A 16775-nucleotide genomic window follows, 5' to 3' on the forward strand; every position below is an offset into this window, starting at 1 on the left:
GGCCGGTGGGTTACGCTCCCCGGGTCGCCATAGGTTACCGGGAGGTAGGCATGTCGGAGGAGCAGCGGGTCGCCATCGTGACCGGGGCCGCGCGGGGGATCGGGGCGGCCACCGCCCGCCGGCTGGCCGCCGACGGCCTGGCCGTCGCCGTGGTCGACATCGACGAGGCGGCCACCGCCGACACCGTCGACGCGATCGTGGCGGCCGGCGGCCGGGCGATCGGCGTCGGCGCGGACGTCGCCGACCGGCCGCAGGTCACCGCCGCCGTCGAGCGGGTCGCCGCCGAGCTGGGCGCACCCACCGTGCTGGTCAACAACGCCGGCGTGCTCCGCGACAACCTGCTGTTCAAGATGACCGACGCCGACTGGGACACCGTCATGGGCGTGCACCTGCGCGGCGCGTTCCTGTTCAGCCAGGCCGCCCAGCAGCACATGGTCGAGCGGCGCTGGGGCCGGATCGTCAACCTCTCCAGCACCTCCGCGCTGGGCAACCGGGGCCAGGCCAACTACGCGGCGGCGAAGGCTGGCCTGCAGGGCTTCACGAAGACCCTCGCCATCGAGCTGGGCCCGTTCGGGGTGACCGTCAACGCGGTCGCGCCCGGGTTCATCGTCACCGACATGACCGCCGCCACCGCCGCCCGGATGAAGGTGGACTTCGAGGCGCTCCAGAAGCACGCCGAGTCGGAGATCCCGGTGCGCCGCGTCGGCCGCCCGGAGGACGTGGCGCACACCATCTCGTTCCTGGTCAGCGAGGGCGCGTCCTTCGTCTCCGGCCAGGTCGTCTACGTAGCCGGCGGCCCGAAGGACTGAGGGCGGGGCGTCAGCGGGTGCGGGTGCGCCAGAGCCAGAGCAGGCCGAGCACCGGCAGCACCAGCGGCACGTAGCCGTACCCGCTGCCGAACCCGGACCAGACCGTCTCGTCGGGGAACAGCTCCGGGTCGGCGAGGCTGAGCAGGCCCACGCCGACCACCCCGACCAGCTCCACCGAGCAGCAGGCCAGCGCGACCCGCCGGCCGGCGTGCCCGGCGCGGGCCAGCCCCACGGCGGCGACGATGTAGACCAGCGCGGCCAGTGCCGACAGCAGATACGCCACCGGCGCCTCGGCGAACCGCGTGGCGATCTGCAGGCCCGCCCGGGAGGTCGCGGCGATGGCGAACAGCAGGTACACGGCGATCAGCAGCCGGCCCGGCCCGGTGTTGGTGGCGGGCCTGGGTGCCTCGGTCTCAACCACCGACGACCTCCCAGGTCTGCTGGAGCCGGACCACCACGACCGGCGTGACCACGCAGATCGCGCAGACGATCGCCGAGCCCCACCGGGTCGGCTCCATCCGGGCCAGCACCCAGGCCAGCGGCGGCAGGCAGACCAGCGTCACCAGGTAGCCGAAGAACGCGCCCGGCTCGCCCGGCCGCTCGCCGCCGCCGAGGGCGACCAGCGCCACGACGGCCAGCGCGAGCAGCGCCAGCTCCAGCACGGCCAGGCCGGCGAGCTGCACCCGGTCCGGCGGCCGGTTGCGCACCGCCGCCACCAGCGCCCACCCGGCGAGTACGAGCGACAGCACGATCGTCGCCGTCGCCAGCACCCCGTCCACCGGCGAGCCGGCCGCCGCGCTGGTCATCGACGCCAACGGCGTCGCAGTCTCGGTCACCGGGACAGCCTACTAACCGGCGTAGTACACGCCCCCGGCCCGGTCCGCCCGCAGCCCCGCCCCACGCCCGTCCGCCTCCCGGGCCGGGGTCCGCGTTCCCGTGCCCGACGCGTCGGCTGCGCCAAGGCGGGGCGGGCGGCTAGCGTGGATCACGGCTCCGGGCTCGCCGGCGCCGACGACGGACACCGGGGGTGGACCGTGCTGCGGTTCGGCTTGTTCGGCACCGGCCACTGGGCGGCCGAGACGCACGCGGCGGGCATCGGCGCGCACCCCCGCGCAGAGTTGGCCGGCGTCTGGGGCCGCAACCCCGACCGCGCCGCCGAGCTGGCCGCCCGGCACGGGGTGCCCGCGTTCACCGAGGTCGACGCGCTGCTCGACGCCTGCGACGCGGTCGCCGTGGCGCTGCCGCCGGACGTCCAGGCCGACGTCGCCGTCCGGGCCGCCACGGCCGGCCGGCACCTGCTGCTGGACAAGCCGCTGGCGCTGACCGTCGCCGACGCCGACCGGGTGGTCGCTGCCGCCGCGCAGTCCGGCGTCGCTTCCGTGGTCTTCTTCACCAGCCGCTTCCAGCCGAACATCGCCGGGTTCCTCGCCTCCACCGCCGCCGCGGGCGGCTGGCACACCGCCAGGGCGGTCCGGTTCGCCTCGATCTTCCAGCCCGGCAGCCCGTACGGCGGCTCGCAGTGGCGTCGCGACCGGGGCGCGCTGTGGGACATCGGCCCGCACGCCCTGTCGATCATCCTGCCGGTGCTCGGCCCGGTGACCCGGGTCGCCGCGATGGACGGCCCGCGCGGCCTGGTCCACCTGCTGCTCACCCACTCCGGCGGCGCGACGAGCACGGTTTCGCTGACCCTCGACGCCCCGCCCGAGGCCGTCGCGGCCGAGTTCGCCTTCTACGGCGACAGCGGCGTCGAGCCGGTCCCGCCCGGCGACGGCAGCTCGCTGACCGCGTTCGGGGTGGCGATCGACCAGCTCCTGGGGGAGATCGACGCCGGCACCCGGGACCACCGGTGCGACGTGCGGTTCGGCCGCGACGTGGTGGCCGTCCTCGCCGCCGCCGAGACCGCCCGCGCCGAGGGCCGCACCGTCACCGTGCCCGACTGAGACCGCACCGCCGGGTGTGCGACAGCCCGGTGCGTCACAGGACGTCGTAGACGTCGCTCCGGTGGCCGAGGTGGACCACGAGCACGATCAGCTCATCGTCGCGGACGGTGTAGACGATCCGGTAACTACCCGAGCGGATGCGCAGCAGGCCGGGGTGTCCGGTCAACGCCTTGACCCCGGCGGGCCGGGGCTGGATGGCGAGTCCGGCGATGGCGGCAAGAAGACGGGCCTGCACCGGGCGGTCGAGTTTGCGCAGCAGCTTGGCGGCTACCCGGTCGACCTGGACGGTGTAGACCTGCGGCGGGGTCGGTGCGCTCACAGCCCGAGTTCGCTCCGCAGCTCGGCCAGCGCGATCGGCGTGTCGCCGGCGTCGATGCGGTCCAGCGCCTCGCGCGCGGCTGCCACGTCGGAGGCGTCCTCGGCCCGCTCGATCGCCTCGGCCAACTCGACCGGCACGATCGCCGCCAGTCGTTGGCCACGTCGCGTGATGTAGGTGATGCGCCCGGCGTAATGGGCGCGGGACACCACATCCGCGAGGCTTTCGCGGGCTTCGGAGATCGGCAGCTCCGCTGCGGATTCGCTCATGCCCCCAGCGTACGACTTGTACAACTCGTACGACAGAGTTGTGCCTGGGTGGCCGGCAAATCGGTCGCGTGACCGGGGTCGCCCGGCCTACTCTGCCCGCATGTTCACGCACGCCCTGATCGACGTGGCCGCTTCGCCGGCCGCGTGGGCCCCGCTGCTGGTGGCCCGCCCGCGAGTCCGGCGTCCGGCCCCGGCCGGCCGGGACGCCACCCGCGCCTGATCGCCGCCGGGCGGTGAACGCCGCCCGCGTCCCCCGCGCCGAGGGCCGTCCGAGTCCCCATCCGACCGGACAGGCCCACCCGCCGGCTGCCCGCCGGCCGCCTGTCCGTGCCCGTCGCCGCCGGCGACAGACAGGACGACGACCCATGGCGCCCCGCCGTACCCGTGCCACCGAACGCGACCGGTCCCGTCGCGTACTGTCCCAGAACTTCCTCGCCGACCCGGCCGCCGTCGCGCGGATCGTCGCGGCGGCCCGCCCCGCCCCCGGCGACCTGCTGCTGGAGGTGGGTGCCGGCCGGGGCCGGCTGACCCGCGCGCTGGCCGCCCGGTGCGGGCGGCTCGTCGCGTACGAGATTGACCCGGTCGCCGCCGCGGACCTGGCCGTGACCTGCGCCGACCTGCCCGGCGTGACCCTGCGCCGGGCCGACTTCCTGGCGGCGGACCCGCCCGCCGAGCCGTTCGCGGTCGTCGGCAACATCCCCTGGTCGCTCACGGCGGCCGTGGTCCGCTGGTGCCTGGCCGCCGACCGGCTGCGCTCGGCGACCCTGCTCACCCAACTGGAGTACGCCCGCAAGCGCACCGGTCACGCCGGCCGGTGGAGCCGGCTGACGGTGCTGACCTGGCCCGGGTACGCGTGGCGGCTCGCCGGCACCGTGCCCCGCACCGCGTTCCGCCCGGTGCCCCGCGTCGACGCCGGCATCCTGCGCCTCGACCGGCGGGCCGAGCCGCTGCTGCCGCCCGGCGAGTGGCCCGCGTACCGCCGGTTGGTGGAGGTCGGGTTCGGCGGGGTCGGCGGCGGCGTCGCGGCCTCGCTGAGCCGGCACCGCCCCCGCGCCCGGGTCGACGCGGCGCTGCGCGCGGTGCGCCTCGACCGGGACGCCCTGCCCAGCGAGGTCTGGCCGGAGCAGTGGATCACCCTGCACCGCCTGCTCCGCTGAGGTCACACTCCCGCCGGGTACGTCTCCATCTCGCCGAACGAGGTGAGCGCCGGCAGCGGGCGCACGCCGCGGGTCTCGTCGCACCAGACGAACGCGTCGTAGCGCTCGCCCAGCCGGGTCGGCACGTAGTTGCCCCACGACTCGAAGGTCGGGTCGTACACGACGCCGACCGCCCGGTGGTCGTGCTCCTCGGTGACCCAGCCGGGCTGGTCGGGGCCGCCGAAGACCAGCACCGCCCGCTCCGGCAGCAGCTCGTGCAGCCGCCGCTCGACCGAGCCGGGGCGGGCGGGCGGCACCACCATCTCCTCTGCCGGCGAGCCCCAGCGCGGCGCGGCGACGACCGTGCCCCGGTAGCTGCCGAAGCCGACGAGCACCACGGCGTCCGCGCCGTGCCGTTCGCGGGCGAGCTGGCCGATGTTGACCATCCCGTCGGCGGCCATGTCGGTGGCCCGGGCGTCGCCGACGTGGGTGTTGTGCGCCCACACGATCCCCCGCGAGCCGGGGCCGTGGAAGTCCAGCAGCCGGTCCAGGGTGTCCGCCATGTGGATGTCCCGGACGTTCCACGAGTGCGGCCCGCCGCCCATCATCGCCCGGTAGTAGCGCTCCGCGCCGGCCACCACCTCCGCGTTCTGCCAGGCCGAGAAGCGGTCCGGGCCGTCCGCGGCGGCCTGTTCCCGGGTACGTGCCAACAGCCGCACCACCTCCTCCTCGCAGCGGGCCGAGACGAACCGGCTGGCCGCGCCGTACTCCTCGATCCGCCGTCCGTACGGCTCGAAGCACCGGTACGCCTCCTGCGCGGCCTCCAGCGAGGCGGGCTCCTCCTCGCCCAGGTAGTCGAAGATCGCCTGCATGGACTCCCAGAGGCTGTAGACGTCCAGCCCGTGGAAGCCGGCGCGCTGCTGCGGGGGGCGCTCCTGGTTCCAGGCGCGCAGCCAGCGGCAGAAGCGCGCCACCTCGGCGTTGGACCACATCCAGGTCGGCCAGCGGGTGAAGCGCTCCAGCGCGGCCTGCGGGTCGGCGAGCCCGCCGGGGGCGGCGGTGACCGACCGGTGTACGCGCTCGCAGTCCGGCCAGTCCCCCTCGACGGCGACGAAGCGGAAGCCCTGCTCGGCGATGAGCCGCCGGGTGAGCTGCTCGCGGAGGCGGTAGTAGTCGTGGGTGCCGTGCGTCGCCTCGCCGATCATGACGATCCGGGCGCCCCGGATCCGGTCCAGCAGGGGATCGAAGTCGCTCGGCGCGCCGAGCCGCTGTACCAGCATGTCCGCGGCTACCCGGCCCCCGCCGGGACAAACCGCCCGCCGCTCGCGCCCGGCCGGGGGCGCGCGGGGGCATGGAGACGGGCCGAACGGGTAGCCGGCCGGCATGACCGTCAGTGGAGTGGAGTTGCAGGAGTACCTGGCCGGGCTCGACTACCCGGTCTCCCGGGAGGACCTGGTCCGCTGGGGGCAGGAGAACGGGGCCAGCACCGAGGTGTTGCAGATGCTGCACGCGTTGCCGGCGGAGGAGTTCTCCTCCCCGGCGGAGCTGACCGAGGCGCTCACCACGCTCGCCTGAGCGCGTGCGCGGGCGGCGGCACGCAGGTGTCTGCAGGGGCCCCCTGTACGACAGAATGCGTCAACAGGGGGCCCTCCTTGCACAGCTCAGACGTTGGCCGGTTCCTTGTCGGCCAGGTGGGCGCGCAGGCCCTCGCCCTCGACGTCCACGTTGGGCAGGATCCTGTCCAGCCAGCGCGGGATCCACCACGCCGCCGTGTTGAGCAGCGACATCACCGCCGGCACGATGGTCATCCGCACCACGAAGGCGTCGATCGCGACCCCGGCGGCGAGCGCGAAGCCCATCGACTTGATCACCGGGTCGTCGAGGAACACGAACCCGCCGAAGACCGAGATCATGATCAGCGCGGCGGCGGTGACGACGCGCGCGCCGTGGCCCATGCCGTTGATCGTGGCCTGGCGTGCGGTGTCGCCGTGCACGTAGTCCTCCCGCATCCGGGAGACCAGGAAGACCTCGTAGTCCATGGCCAGGCCGAACAGGATGCCGATGAGCAGGATCGGCAGGAAGCTGACCAGCGGCCCCGGGGTGTCGAGGCCGACCAGCCCGGCCAGCGTCCCCTCCTGGAACACCGCCACCGTGATGCCGAACGTCGCGGCGACCGTGAGCAAGAAGCCCAGCGCCGCCTTGACCGGCACCAGGATCGACCGGAACACCAGCATCAGCAGCAGGATCGACAGGCCGACGACCAGCAGCAGGTAGACCGGCAGCGCGTCCGAGAGCTTCTCCGACACGTCGATGCCGATCGCGGTCGCGCCGGTCAGCAGCACGTCCGCCCCGTCGACGCCGGCGACCTGGCGGCGGATGTCGTGCACCAGCTCCTCGGTGGCCTCGTCGGTCGGGCCGCTGCGGGGGATCACCCCGAGCAGCGCGGTCCGCCCGGTCGGGTCGGTCTGCGGCGGGGCCACCGCGAGCACCCCGTCCGTGGCCTGGACCAGCTTGGCGACCTGCGGGGCCGCGGCGGCGGTGGCCTGCGGGGAGTCGGACGTGACGACCACCGCGAGGCGGCCGGTGAAGCCGGGGCCGAAGCCCTCCCGGACCAGGTCGTTGTTCAGCCGGGCCGGCGAGCCCGCGGCGGCGGTGCTGGCGTCCGGCAGGGCCAGCCGCATGTCGGGGGCGGGCACCGCGAGCAGGCCCAGGCCGAGCAGGGCCACCAGGATCACCGGTACGCGCAGCCGGGTGACCAGGTGCGCCCAGCGGAAGCCGAAGCCGGACCGGTCCTCGGCGGGCGCCTCGGCGGCCACCGACCCGGCCCGGTCCCCGGCCGGGCTGCCGTTCGCCGGTGCGGCGGCGGTGCTGCCGGCCCGGCGCAGCCGGCGGGGGAGGACCCGGTGACCGGCGAAGCCGAGCAGCGCGGGGGCGAGGGTGATGGCGACCAGCACGGCGACGGTCACCGTGCCGGCGGCGGCCAGGCCCATGACGGTGAGGAACGGGATGTCCACCACGGCGAGACCGGCCAGCGCGATGACCACGGTGGCCCCGGCGAACACCACGGCGGAGCCGGCGGTGCCGACGGCGCGGCCGACCGCCTCCTCCGGGGAGAGCCCCTCGATCAGGTGCTGGCGGTGGCGGGAGGTGATGAACAGCGAGTAGTCGATGCCGACCGCGAGGCCGAGCATCAGCGCCAGGATCGGCGCGGTGCTGGTCAGCTCGATGGTGCCGGAGAGCGCGTACAGGCCGGCCATGCCGACGCCGACGCCGATCAGCGCGTTGAGCATGGTCATTCCGGCCGCGACCAGCGACCCGAACGTGATGACCAGGACGATCGCCGCCACGAGGACGCCCAGCGCCTCGGTGGAGCCGACCTCCGGCTCGCCGCCGAGCACCTCGCCGCCCGGGGCGATCTGCCAGCCCTGCGCCTCGGCCTGCTCGCCCACCTTCTCGTACGCGTCGCGCTGGGCGTCGGTGACGTCGTCGGCACGGCCGGCGAACTGCACCTGGATCAGCGCGTACCGGCCGTTGGGGGAGATCGCCTGGGACTGGTACGGGTCCACCGCGCCGACCACCCCGGGCAGGGTGGCCGCCTCCTGGGTCACCTGCTTGACCAGGGCCTGCCCCTCGGGCGTGGCGAGCTGGCCGTCCGCCGGTGCCTTGACGGCGATGGTGCCGGTGGCCCCGCTGGCCGCCGGGAACCGCTCGGCGAGCAGGTCGATCGCGCGCTGGGACTCGGTGCCGGGCATGGTGAAGTTGCTCGCCGTCGGGCCGCGCAGCGTCGCCGCGGCGATGCCGAGGCCGACGAGCACGACGAGCCAGACGACGGCGACGAGCCGCCGGTGGCGTAGTGAGGCCCGGCCGAGCCGGTACAACAGGGTCGCCATCAGATCCTTGTCCTCGATCGTGGGTGGAGTCGTCGTGGGTCAAACCGTGGTGGTGGAGCCGTCGTGGGTGGAGCCGCCGGGCGGCGGGCCGGGCCGGCCGGGCGGCGGCGGGTCGGCCGGGGGCACCAGCGCGCGCCGGACGAGGCCGAGTAGCGCGTCGCGCAGCTCGTCGTCGTCGAGGTCGTCGAACTCGCCGCAGGTCTCGGCGATCCCGGCGAGCACGACCAGGGCCGCGACCCGGGCGGCCGGGCGCGGCGAGTGGCCGGCGAACGCCGCGACCAGCCGTTCGGAGATCTGCTGCACGTGCGCGAAGGCCGGCTGCTGGAGCAGCACGGGGAACTCGCCGCGCAGCAGCGCGATCTGCCGGCGGAAGCGCACCGCGAGGTCGACGAAGCCCTCGGCGGCCACCCGCTGGGCCCGGTCGCCGCCGAGCCCCGCTATCCGCTCGTCGAGCTCGACCACCGCCGCCAGCTCCGGGGCCATCAGCTCGCTGAGCAGGGCCTCCTTGTTGGCGAAGTGGTAGAGCACGGTGGCCTTCGAGACGCCGACCTCGCGGGCGATGTCCTGCAGCGAGGTGCCCTTGTAGCCGGTGACGGCGAACCGCCGCCCCGCCGCCGCGAGGATCTCCGCGTGTGTCTCCGGTACCGCCCGTGCCATGCCGGCCACCTCCCGCCCACCAGCATGCCTGACCGATCGGTCAGACCCTGACCGATCGGTCAGAGGAATCGGGTGGCGTTGGCCACAGCGACGCCCGCCCGCGGCGGGGCCGGAACGGGCCGGGGCCGGACCAGGAACCGGCCGGGAGCGACGCCGGACACGGCCCGCTCGAAGAACCGGTACCGCCCCCCGGGTGCCATGATGCGGGGATGACCGAGAACCCATCGACCTCCGTCGAGCACGCGGACGCGCTGCGCGCCCTGCACAAGTCCGGCGACCCGCTGGTGCTGCCCAACGCCTGGGACGCCGGCTCGGCCCGGGCGGTCGTCGCGGCCGGCTTCGCGGCCGTCGCCACCAGCAGCGCCGCCGTCGCCGAGTCCCTCGGGTACGCCGACGGCGAGGCCACCCCGGTCGAGGAGATGTTCGCCGCCGTCGCCCGGATGGTGCGCGCGGTGCCCGTCCCGGTCACCGCCGACCTGGAGCGGGGGTACGGCCTGAGCCCCGCCGAGCTGGTCGAGCGGATGCTCGCCGCCGGGGTCGTCGGGTGCAACCTGGAGGACTCCGACCCGCGCACCGGCGCGCTGTACGACGCCGAGGAGCAGGCCGAACTGCTGGCCGCCGTGCGGGCGGCGGCCGACGCGGCCGGGGTGCCGCTGGTGCTCAACGCCCGCATCGACCTCTACCTGCGCGGGGCCGGCGACCCGGACGGCCGCACCGCCGAGGCGATCCGCCGGGGGCGGCTCTACCGGGCCGCGGGGGCGGACTGCGTCTACCCGATCTTCCTCGCCGAGCCGGAGCGGATCGCGGAACTCGTGTCAGCCGTGGACGCCCCGGTGAACGTCGGCTTCAAGCCGGGCGGGCCGAGCCTGGCCGAGCTGGCCGGGCTGGGCGTGGCCCGGGTCAGCTTCGGCCCCGGCCCGTACCGGGTCAGTCAGGCGCGGATCGCCGGCCTGCTCGACGCCGTCCGCTCCGGCGCCAACCCGTACGCGTGAGGAAGGGCCCCTGGTTAAGGCTTCCGGTACAGGAAGGGCCCCTTCCTAACCAGCCGGCCCAGCCAGCCGACCCGGTGGGCCCGTTCCGGTTGCCCGCCGGCGGGTGGGGCGCGAGGGTGGGGTGATGAGCAGCGCGGAGCAGACCCGCGACGGGGTGTCGCTGACCAACCTCGACCAGCCCCTCGCCCCCGACGCCGGGGCGAGCAAGCGGGACCTGGTCGACTACCTCGACGCCGTCCACGGACGGCTGCTGCCCTGGCTGCGGGGTCGGCCGCTGTCGGTGGTCCGGGTGCTGCGCGGGCAGGCGCCGTTCATGCAGAAGAACCTGCCGAAGTACACCCCCGACTGGGTACGCCGAACGTCGGTCTGGGCCGAAGCGTCCCACCGCGACGTGTCGTACGCCCTCTGCGACGACCGGCGGACGCTGCTGTGGTTCGCCAACCAGCGCGCGGTGGAATACCACCCGACCCTGTCCACGGTCGACCGCCCGGGGCACCCGACCGACCTGGTGCTCGACCTGGATCCGCCGGAGGGGGCGGACTTCGGGGTGGCCGTGGCCGCCGCCCGGCTGGTGCGGCAGGCGCTCGCCGACGTCGGGCTCGCCGGGGCGGTCAAGACCAGCGGGGCCAAGGGGCTGCACGTCCTCGTCCCGGTCGACGGGGCGACGAGCGCCGAGGAGGCCGCCGCCGCCACCCGCGCCCTCGCCGTACGGGCCGAGCGGCTCGACCCGGCGCTGGCCACCACCGCCTTCATCCGCGAGGACCGGGGCGGGCGGGTGTTCGTCGACTCGACCCGGGCGGGCGGGGCGAGCCTGGTGGCCGCCTTCAGCCCCCGGCTGCGCCCGGGGCTGCCCGTGTCGTACCCCGTGGGGTGGGACGACCTCGACGCGGTCGTCCCCGCCGACTTCACCGTGCGGACCGTCCCCGCGCTGGTCGCCGACCGCGACCCGTGGGCGGGGCTGCTGCCGCCGCCGCAGCCTCTCCCCGCCGACCTGGTCGAGCAGGGGCGGGGCATCCCGGTCGCCCGCGTGCAGGCGATGCACGAGGGCCGCCGGCGGGCGCGGGCCCGCCGCGCCGCGCAGTCGCCGTAGCGGCCGGGCGACCGCTTCGCCGCGTACACCGATCGCCGCCGGAGCCCCGGCGTGCGCGGAGCAGCCGTCAGCGGGCCTCGGCGTACGCGGCGAAGCGGTCGACGAGGCCGTGCGGTGCGTCGTCGCGGAAGCAGATCTCCAGGTTCGCGGCGGCCTCCCGGGCGGCTGTCTCGGCGCGCGGGAACAGCGCCCGCTCGTACGCGGCCAGCGCGGTCTCGACGTCGTCGGGGTGGGCGGCGAGGGCCCGGCCGAGTTCGGCTCCGTCGAGCATGGCGAGGTTGGCGCCCTCCCCGGCGAAGGGCGACATGAGGTGGGCGGCGTCGCCGAGCAGGGTGACGCCGGGCACCCGGTCCCAGCGGTGCCCGACCGGCAGCGCGTGGATGGCGCGCGGGACCAGGGGGCCGTCGGCGTCGGCGATCAGTGCCCGCAGCTCGGGCGCCCAGCCGGCGAACTGGTCGAGCAGGAAGGACCGGGCGGGGTCGTCGCCCGGCCGCTCGTGCCCCGGGACCGCGCAGGCTGGGTCGACGCCGGCGAGCCGGTCCTCGGGCAGCCGCAGGGCGACGTAGACGTGCAGGCTGCCGTCGGTCTCCCGGTGGGCCAGGAAGCCCTTGCCGGGGCCGAGGGCGAACAGCATGCCGGACCCGACGAGCGCGGCCTGCGCGGGGTGCCGGCGGTCGGCGTCGAGCAGGGTGGCCTCGACGAACGACAACCCGCAGTAGGCGGGCGCGGCGGCGGAGACCAGCGGTCGGATCCGGGACCAGGCGCCGTCGGCGCCCACGAGCAGGTCGGTGGTGGCGGTGCCGCCGCCGGCGAGGGTCAGCTCGTGCCGCCCGTCGCCGAGGGCGCGGGCGGCCGTGATCCCGCCGCCCCAGCGGACGGTGCCCTCGGGCAGGGAGTCCAACAGCAGCCGGCGCAGGTGGCCCCGGTTGACCTCGGGGCGGTCGCCGTCGCCCTCGTCGGCCTCGTCCAGGTGCGCGGTGCCGTGCCGGTCGAGCACCCGCACGGCCTGCCCGCCGGGGTGGACGAGGCGCAGGAACTGCTCGTGCAGGCCGGCGGCCCGCAGGGCGACCTGGCCGTTGTGCTGGTGGATGTCGAGCATGCCGCCCTGGGTGCGGGCGTCCGGTGCGGAGTCCCGCTCGTAGACGGTGGCGGGGATGCCGTGGACGTGCAGGACGCGGGCGAGCGTGAGGCCGCCCAGTCCGCCGCCGACGATGCCGATCGCTGGTGTGCGCACAGGTCTCCTTCGGGTGTGGGTGCTGCTGGTTCCGGGTGACGAACAGGTTCTTGACGAACGCGTTCGACGCGGGCATGGAAAGCCGCCGTGCGGCCGGGGAGGGTCAGTCGCCGCCCCGGCCGGCGGCGAGGCCGTCGAGCAGGGTGCTGAACGCCCACCGCGCCCGCTGTTCGCCGGTGCCGGAGAACAGCTCGTCGCGGGCGCGGTGCAGGTGGGGGTGGTCGCCCGGATCGGCGTCGCGCACGGCCGACACCTGCTGGCGTACCTCGCCGTCGGCGTCGGCCGACCCGTCCCGGGTGCCCTGTTCGGCGGCCGTGGCCGTGGCGTGCTGCAGCAGCAGGTCGACGCCCCACGCCGCCTGCCGCACGGGGATGCCGCCCGCGTGCAGCAGGCCCAGCACCGCATCGACCAGCCGCAGGTAGTGCGGCCCGGAGGGGCGCAGCACCAGCGCCGACCGGGCCAGGCCCGGATGACCCATCAAGATCCGGGTGTACGCGTCGAGCAGGCCGATCACGTCCTCGCGCCAGCATCCGGCGTCGTCGCCGGACGGCAGCGGAAGGTCCGCGATCAGCGCGTCGAGCAGGGCGGCGTGCATCTCGGCCAAGTTGTCGACGTAGACGTACAGGGACGCCGGGCCGGTGTCGAGCTCCGCCGCCAGCCGGCGCATGGTGACCCGCTCCAGGCCCTCCTCGCGCATGACACGCAGGGCGACGCTCATCACGCCGTCCCTGCTCAGCGGCGGCTTGGCGGGGCGGTCGCGGCGACTCACGGGAACGCGCCGAGGGCTCATGAACGCGATCGTAACGAACATGTTCGTCACCTGGCAAGGGCCCCCGCGACGGGTTGTCCATGCCGGTCCGCGACGGCGCGGGCGTGCGGGCCGGGAGCCTTGCTTTCATTGATGGGCTTTGGCATCCTCCATGTGGAAAGCGCTTTCCAAGCTGGTGTCTCCGGGCGACGCCGGCACCGGCCACGCCTGCGCCCCGGCCGCGCGCTGTCGATCGACGGCGCGCCGGCCGTGCGCCCGGCCGGCCGACCACGGGCATCCCGTCCCGCGACCAGTTCGATCCCCTGGAGACCCCCATGCGCGTCAGCTCCATGATCGCCGCGACCGGCCTGCTGGCCGGCGCGCTCGTCGTGCTACCCCAGGCGGCGCAGGCCGCCCCCGTCCGGTACGAGGCCGAGACCTCCCCGGCGGTATGCACCGGCACCGTCGATGCGGACTGGGCCGGCTACTCCGGCAGCGGCTTCTGCAACGCCACCAACGCCGTCGGCGCGTACGCCCAGTTCACGGTGACCGCCGCCGCTGCCGGCGCGGCGACGGTGCAGATCCGGTTCGCCAACGGCGCCACGACGGTCCGGTCGGCGGACCTGGTCGTCAACGGCTCGACCGTGCAGAACCTCGCGTTCGAGGGCACCGGCGCCTGGAGCACGTGGGTGACCAGGACGGTGTCGGTGAACCTGACCGCCGGCAGCAACACCGTCCGGCTCACCCCGACCGTCTCGGTAGGCCTGCCCAACGTGGACTACCTCGACGTCGACGCGGGCACCACCACGCCGCCCCCGGCGACGAACGCGCTCTACGTGGCCACCAACGGCGACGACGGCAACCCGGGCACCCTGGCCGCCCCGCTGCGCAGCATCCAGCGCGCGGTCGACCTCGCCCAACCCGGCCACACCATCTACCTGCGCGGCGGCACGTACGCCCCGAGCACCAACCTCCAGCTGCTCAAGAACGGCACGTCGAGCCAGCCGATCACCATGCGCAACTACGGCACCGAGCGGGTGGTCATCGACGGCGAGAACATGCCGCACACCCCCGCGCCGGTGGGCGGCAGCATCCCCCGCGCCGAGCGGGGCGCGATCCACATCGAGGGCGACTGGTGGCGCCTCGTCGGGCTGGAGATCGTCCACGGCCCGTACGCGGTGTTCGCGCTCGACGTCAACAACACCATCTTCGACCGTTTGGTGACCCGGGACAACTACGAGTCGGGCATCCAGATCCAGGGCGCGTCGAGCAACAACCAGGTCGTCAACCTCGACTCGTACGGCAACCGCGACCCCCGCAAGAACGGGGAGAGCGCCGACGGCCTGGCCATCAAGGAGGGCTCCGGCACCGGCAACGTGGTGCGGGGCGCCCGGCTGTGGAACAACTCCGACGACGGGCTGGACTTCTGGATGTTCGAGTCGCCCATCCTGCTGGAGAACAGCCTGGCCTGGGGCAACGGCTTCAACCGCTGGAACCTGCCGGACTACACCGGCGACGGCAACGGCTTCAAGCTGGGCGGCAACGGCGTGGCGGCCAACCACACCGTGCGCAACAGCATGGCGTGGGGCAACGCGGTCGGCGGCTTCATCGACAACAACAACCCCGGCCGGCACACCATCGACCACTGCACCGCGTGGGACAACCCGGAGACCGGCTTCAAGTTCGACCGGTCCACCAGCACGCTGACGAAGAACCTCGCCGTGGCCAACGGCACCGCCGCGTCGCTGGGCTCGACCTCCACCGGCAGCGGCAACTCGTGGAACATCGGCGGCACCTGGTCGCTGGCCAGCACCGACCCGGGCACGATCACCGGGCCGCGCACCGCCGACGGCTCGATCCCGTCGTCGACCTTCCTGCGCCCGTCCAACGGCGCCGACGTGGGCGCCCGCTTCTAGCCGATAGGCCGGAGACACGACGAAGGCCGCTGACCTGATCGATCCTGGTCAGCGGCCTTTCGTGTTGCTCATCCGAGGTGCCCCCGGCAGGATTCGAACCTGCGCCCCCGCCTCCGGAGGGCGGTGCTCTATCCCCTGAGCTACGGGGGCTCAGCGACGGGAGAAGACTAGCAAACGTCCCCACCGAACGCCGAATCGGTATCCGGCCCGGCGGGTCAGGCCGCGATCGCCCGTCCGCAGCTCGGCAGCGGGTGCAGGACGATCCGCCGGGGCAGCCGGCGCGGCCACTCGTTCTTCGGCCAGGAGCCGTCGACGATGACGTGCACCGGGTTCTCCTCGGCCCCGCTGAGCCGCAGCACGAAGTCGCGGGGCAGCGGCGGGTCGACCGACGGGGTGGTGATCATGAAGCGGACCCGGCCCCGGGACGACACGGCGGAGACCACGTCGGCCGCCGGCATCGTGCCGCGCAGCCGCACCCGGCCCAGCCAGTAGACCTCGGCGAGGTGCTCCTGGGCGGCCCGGGTGATCGCCGGGTACTCCAGGCGTACCCAGCGCTCGACCGCGCCGACGCAGAGCCCGCAGGCGCGCTCGCGCGGCTCGCGCGGACCCAACCCCCAGGCCCGCAGGTACGCCCCGACGGCGCCCGCGTCGGCCCGGGGATCGAAGCGGCGCTGGACGAGCGTGGTGAGGCTCTGCCGCGTCCACAGCTCCTCGTCCAGGCCGAACTCGTCGGGGTGGACGCCGCGCAGGACGTCGATCAGCTCCAGTTCCTGTTCGCGGCTGAGGGCTCCCGGCTCGCCCTGCCGCTGTCCGCGACGGACGGCTGCCACCGTCCCGTCACCGCCGATGGTGTGGCGTCGGCACCAGCTGGTGACCGACCGCCGTGCGTCTCTGAGTGCAACCCCCACGTCCTGCGCAACGAGCCCGAATCGCAACTGGTCACGATATGTGGGTAGAAAACTCTCTCAAGCTGGCCAAAGGGTCGGATGGCTTCTAAACGGACATGGCTCGCCGGCGGAACGTGAGCGGACACGGGAAAGGCCCGCGCCGTCGCCGGGTTCGGCGGGACGCGGGCCTTCCGGTGCTGCGGCCCGGCGGGTCAGCCCTTCGCGAGCCGGTCGCGCGCGGCCGTGAGGTTGGTGAGGTCGGTCTGCTGCGTGTTCTTCATCGTCTGGGCCACCCGCACGACCTCGGGGTCGTCGCTGGCGTCCAGGATGCCGTCGATCATGTGGACGCCGCCCAGGTGGTGCTGGATCATCATCTCCAGGAAGAGGACGTCCTTCTCCCGGCCCCGGGGGGTGTCCCGCAGCTTCGCCATCTGCTCCGGGGTGGCCATTCCCGGCATCAGGCCGTTCTTCATCGACGCCGCGCCGTCGGGCATCCACGCCATCCGCGGCTGCGACCCGGTCGGGTCGAGGCCCCAGGAGCGCAGCCACGTCTGCATGGTGCCGATCTCGCCCTGCTGGCCGGTGGCGATGTCGCCGCCGATGCTGACCACCTCGGCGTCGGTGCCCTGCTGGAACGCGATCAGCCCCATCTCCACCGCCTGGGCGTGGTGGGTGGTCATGTCCCGGGCGAAGCCCGCCTCGGCCGAGGCGTCACCTGGGCGGGTGAGCTTCGGCGTGAGCAGGCCGCCCGCGTACCCCAGGAGGAGGCCGACCACGACGGCGGCGACCACCGCCAGCGTGCCGAAACGGCGCGCGCCCGTCGCCCCACCGTCGTCGCCGGTCTCCGGGGCCTCGACCGTGTCGGGCTCCGTCGTCGTGGGTGCGGTCATC

The 16775-nt window shown here is 74.6% G+C and carries 16 protein-coding genes, 1 tRNA gene and 2 pseudogenes; 7 read left to right on the plus strand and 12 right to left on the minus strand.

The annotated features are described in order from the left end of the window. The first annotated feature begins 50 nt into the window (after positions 1-50). Entirely contained in the window at positions 51-809 is a 759-nt protein-coding gene (fabG, locus tag TK50_RS20415) for a 3-oxoacyl-ACP reductase FabG (protein ID WP_043965984.1), read from the plus strand. On the opposite strand, the pseudogene TK50_RS20420 reads toward fabG, so the two are convergent. Further along, positions 782-1230, minus strand: a pseudogene (locus TK50_RS20420) (hypothetical protein). The gene fabG and the pseudogene TK50_RS20420 overlap by 28 nt on opposite strands. After that, complete coding sequence (locus TK50_RS20425) at positions 1223-1615, minus strand: hypothetical protein (RefSeq protein WP_043965988.1); 393 nt, start codon at positions 1613-1615, stop codon at positions 1223-1225. The pseudogene TK50_RS20420 and the gene TK50_RS20425 overlap by 8 nt, the downstream one beginning before the upstream one ends. Positions 1616-1843: 228 nt before the next feature. On the opposite strand from TK50_RS20425, the gene TK50_RS20430 reads away from it, so the two are divergent. Then, on the plus strand, positions 1844-2749 hold the full coding sequence (locus TK50_RS20430) for a Gfo/Idh/MocA family protein (RefSeq protein WP_043966594.1): 906 nt from the start codon (positions 1844-1846) through the stop codon (positions 2747-2749). Between the two features lie 34 nt (positions 2750-2783). Here TK50_RS20430 and TK50_RS20435 read toward each other — a convergent pair whose 3' ends face one another. Both TK50_RS20435 and TK50_RS20440 read right to left on the minus strand, forming a co-directional pair. After that, positions 2784-3068 (minus strand): type II toxin-antitoxin system RelE family toxin, encoded by a 285-nt coding sequence (locus TK50_RS20435; RefSeq protein WP_229404608.1) that lies wholly within the window; start codon positions 3066-3068, stop codon positions 2784-2786. Next, complete coding sequence (locus tag TK50_RS20440; protein ID WP_082106459.1) at positions 3065-3334, minus strand: type II toxin-antitoxin system prevent-host-death family antitoxin; 270 nt, start codon at positions 3332-3334, stop codon at positions 3065-3067. Before TK50_RS20440 ends, TK50_RS20435 begins: the two co-directional genes overlap by 4 nt. A 365-nt stretch (positions 3335-3699) precedes the next feature. Between TK50_RS20440 and erm the strand changes: the two genes are divergently transcribed. Continuing rightward, positions 3700-4491 carry an ErmE/ErmH/ErmO/ErmR family 23S rRNA (adenine(2058)-N(6))-methyltransferase gene (gene erm, locus TK50_RS20445; protein ID WP_043965992.1) on the plus strand — a complete coding sequence of 264 codons (792 nt, stop codon included), beginning with the start codon at positions 3700-3702 and terminating at the stop codon, positions 4489-4491. A 2-nt stretch (positions 4492-4493) separates the two neighbouring features. On the opposite strand, the gene TK50_RS20450 is transcribed toward erm, so the two are convergent. Beyond that, positions 4494-5750 carry an erythromycin esterase family protein gene (locus tag TK50_RS20450; RefSeq protein ID WP_043965994.1) on the minus strand — a complete coding sequence of 419 codons (1257 nt, stop codon included), beginning with the start codon at positions 5748-5750 and terminating at the stop codon, positions 4494-4496. A 103-nt stretch (positions 5751-5853) separates the two neighbouring features. Between TK50_RS20450 and TK50_RS20455 the strand changes: the two genes are divergently transcribed. After that, positions 5854-6045, plus strand: a complete 192-nt coding sequence (locus TK50_RS20455) for a DUF2795 domain-containing protein (RefSeq protein ID WP_043965996.1) — start codon at positions 5854-5856, stop codon at positions 6043-6045. 86 nt (positions 6046-6131) lie between these two features. On the opposite strand, the gene TK50_RS20460 is transcribed toward TK50_RS20455, so the two are convergent. Both TK50_RS20460 and TK50_RS20465 read right to left on the minus strand, forming a co-directional pair. Next, positions 6132-8360 (minus strand): MMPL family transporter, encoded by a 2229-nt coding sequence (locus TK50_RS20460; protein WP_043965998.1) that lies wholly within the window; start codon positions 8358-8360, stop codon positions 6132-6134. A gap of 120 nt (positions 8361-8480) precedes the next feature. Then, positions 8481-9017 (minus strand): annotated as a pseudogene (locus tag TK50_RS20465) (TetR/AcrR family transcriptional regulator); the annotation flags it as partial. 209 nt (positions 9018-9226) lie between these two features. Between TK50_RS20465 and TK50_RS20470 the strand changes: the two are divergent. Together TK50_RS20470 and ligD are read left to right on the plus strand one after the other, a co-directional pair. Then, complete coding sequence (locus tag TK50_RS20470; RefSeq protein ID WP_043966000.1) at positions 9227-10009, plus strand: isocitrate lyase/PEP mutase family protein; 783 nt, start codon at positions 9227-9229, stop codon at positions 10007-10009. Positions 10010-10133: 124 nt separating this feature from the next. Continuing rightward, positions 10134-11099: a non-homologous end-joining DNA ligase gene (gene ligD, locus TK50_RS20475; RefSeq protein WP_043966001.1), complete on the plus strand. Its 966-nt coding sequence runs from the start codon at positions 10134-10136 to the stop codon at positions 11097-11099. Positions 11100-11166: 67 nt separating this feature from the next. On the opposite strand, the gene TK50_RS20480 is transcribed toward ligD, so the two are convergent. Together TK50_RS20480 and TK50_RS20485 are read right to left on the minus strand one after the other, a co-directional pair. Continuing rightward, the gene (locus TK50_RS20480; RefSeq protein WP_043966004.1) at positions 11167-12333 is read right to left on the minus strand and encodes an FAD-dependent oxidoreductase; all 1167 of its coding nucleotides are present in this window, start codon (positions 12331-12333) and stop codon (positions 11167-11169) included. Between the two features lie 103 nt (positions 12334-12436). Further along, positions 12437-13123 carry a TetR/AcrR family transcriptional regulator gene (locus TK50_RS20485; protein ID WP_052503878.1) on the minus strand — a complete coding sequence of 229 codons (687 nt, stop codon included), beginning with the start codon at positions 13121-13123 and terminating at the stop codon, positions 12437-12439. A 293-nt stretch (positions 13124-13416) separates the two neighbouring features. Here TK50_RS20485 and TK50_RS20490 point away from each other — a divergent pair, with 293 nt between their 5' ends. Then, on the plus strand, positions 13417-14997 hold the full coding sequence (locus TK50_RS20490; protein WP_241774059.1) for a right-handed parallel beta-helix repeat-containing protein: 1581 nt from the start codon (positions 13417-13419) through the stop codon (positions 14995-14997). 78 nt (positions 14998-15075) lie between these two features. Here TK50_RS20490 and TK50_RS20495 read toward each other — a convergent pair. The 3 genes from TK50_RS20495 to TK50_RS20505 all read right to left on the minus strand — a co-directional run bounded on the left by TK50_RS20495 (position 15076) and on the right by TK50_RS20505 (position 16774). Further along, positions 15076-15147 (minus strand) — tRNA-Arg (locus tag TK50_RS20495). Positions 15148-15212: 65 nt separating this feature from the next. Continuing rightward, complete coding sequence (locus tag TK50_RS20500) at positions 15213-15905, minus strand: winged helix-turn-helix domain-containing protein (protein ID WP_043966008.1); 693 nt, start codon at positions 15903-15905, stop codon at positions 15213-15215. 191 nt (positions 15906-16096) lie between these two features. Continuing rightward, positions 16097-16774, minus strand: a complete 678-nt coding sequence (locus TK50_RS20505; protein WP_043966009.1) for a DUF305 domain-containing protein — start codon at positions 16772-16774, stop codon at positions 16097-16099. Position 16775: the final 1 nt, after the last annotated feature.

The sequence above is a fragment of the Micromonospora haikouensis genome (assembly GCF_000876225.1).
Classification (GTDB): domain Bacteria; phylum Actinomycetota; class Actinomycetes; order Mycobacteriales; family Micromonosporaceae; genus Micromonospora; species Micromonospora haikouensis.

Bases quoted from the DNA above. Each gene is read 5' to 3' on its own strand.
- fabG (WP_043965984.1), top strand. From the start codon at position 51: ATGTCGGAGGAGCAGCGGGTCGCCATCGTGACCGGGGCCGCGCGGGGG.
- TK50_RS20425 (WP_043965988.1), bottom strand. From the start codon at position 1,615: ATGACCAGCGCGGCGGCCGGCTCGCCGGTGGACGGGGTGCTGGCGACG.
- TK50_RS20440 (WP_082106459.1), bottom strand. From the start codon at position 3,334: ATGAGCGAATCCGCAGCGGAGCTGCCGATCTCCGAAGCCCGCGAAAGC.
- erm (WP_043965992.1), top strand. From the start codon at position 3,700: ATGGCGCCCCGCCGTACCCGTGCCACCGAACGCGACCGGTCCCGTCGC.
- TK50_RS20450 (WP_043965994.1), bottom strand. From the start codon at position 5,750: ATGCTGGTACAGCGGCTCGGCGCGCCGAGCGACTTCGATCCCCTGCTG.
- TK50_RS20455 (WP_043965996.1), top strand. From the start codon at position 5,854: ATGACCGTCAGTGGAGTGGAGTTGCAGGAGTACCTGGCCGGGCTCGAC.
- TK50_RS20460 (WP_043965998.1), bottom strand. From the start codon at position 8,360: ATGGCGACCCTGTTGTACCGGCTCGGCCGGGCCTCACTACGCCACCGG.
- TK50_RS20470 (WP_043966000.1), top strand. From the start codon at position 9,227: ATGACCGAGAACCCATCGACCTCCGTCGAGCACGCGGACGCGCTGCGC.
- ligD (WP_043966001.1), top strand. From the start codon at position 10,134: ATGAGCAGCGCGGAGCAGACCCGCGACGGGGTGTCGCTGACCAACCTC.
- TK50_RS20485 (WP_052503878.1), bottom strand. From the start codon at position 13,123: ATGAGCCCTCGGCGCGTTCCCGTGAGTCGCCGCGACCGCCCCGCCAAG.
- TK50_RS20490 (WP_241774059.1), top strand. From the start codon at position 13,417: ATGCGCGTCAGCTCCATGATCGCCGCGACCGGCCTGCTGGCCGGCGCG.
- TK50_RS20505 (WP_043966009.1), bottom strand. From the start codon at position 16,774: ATGACCGCACCCACGACGACGGAGCCCGACACGGTCGAGGCCCCGGAG.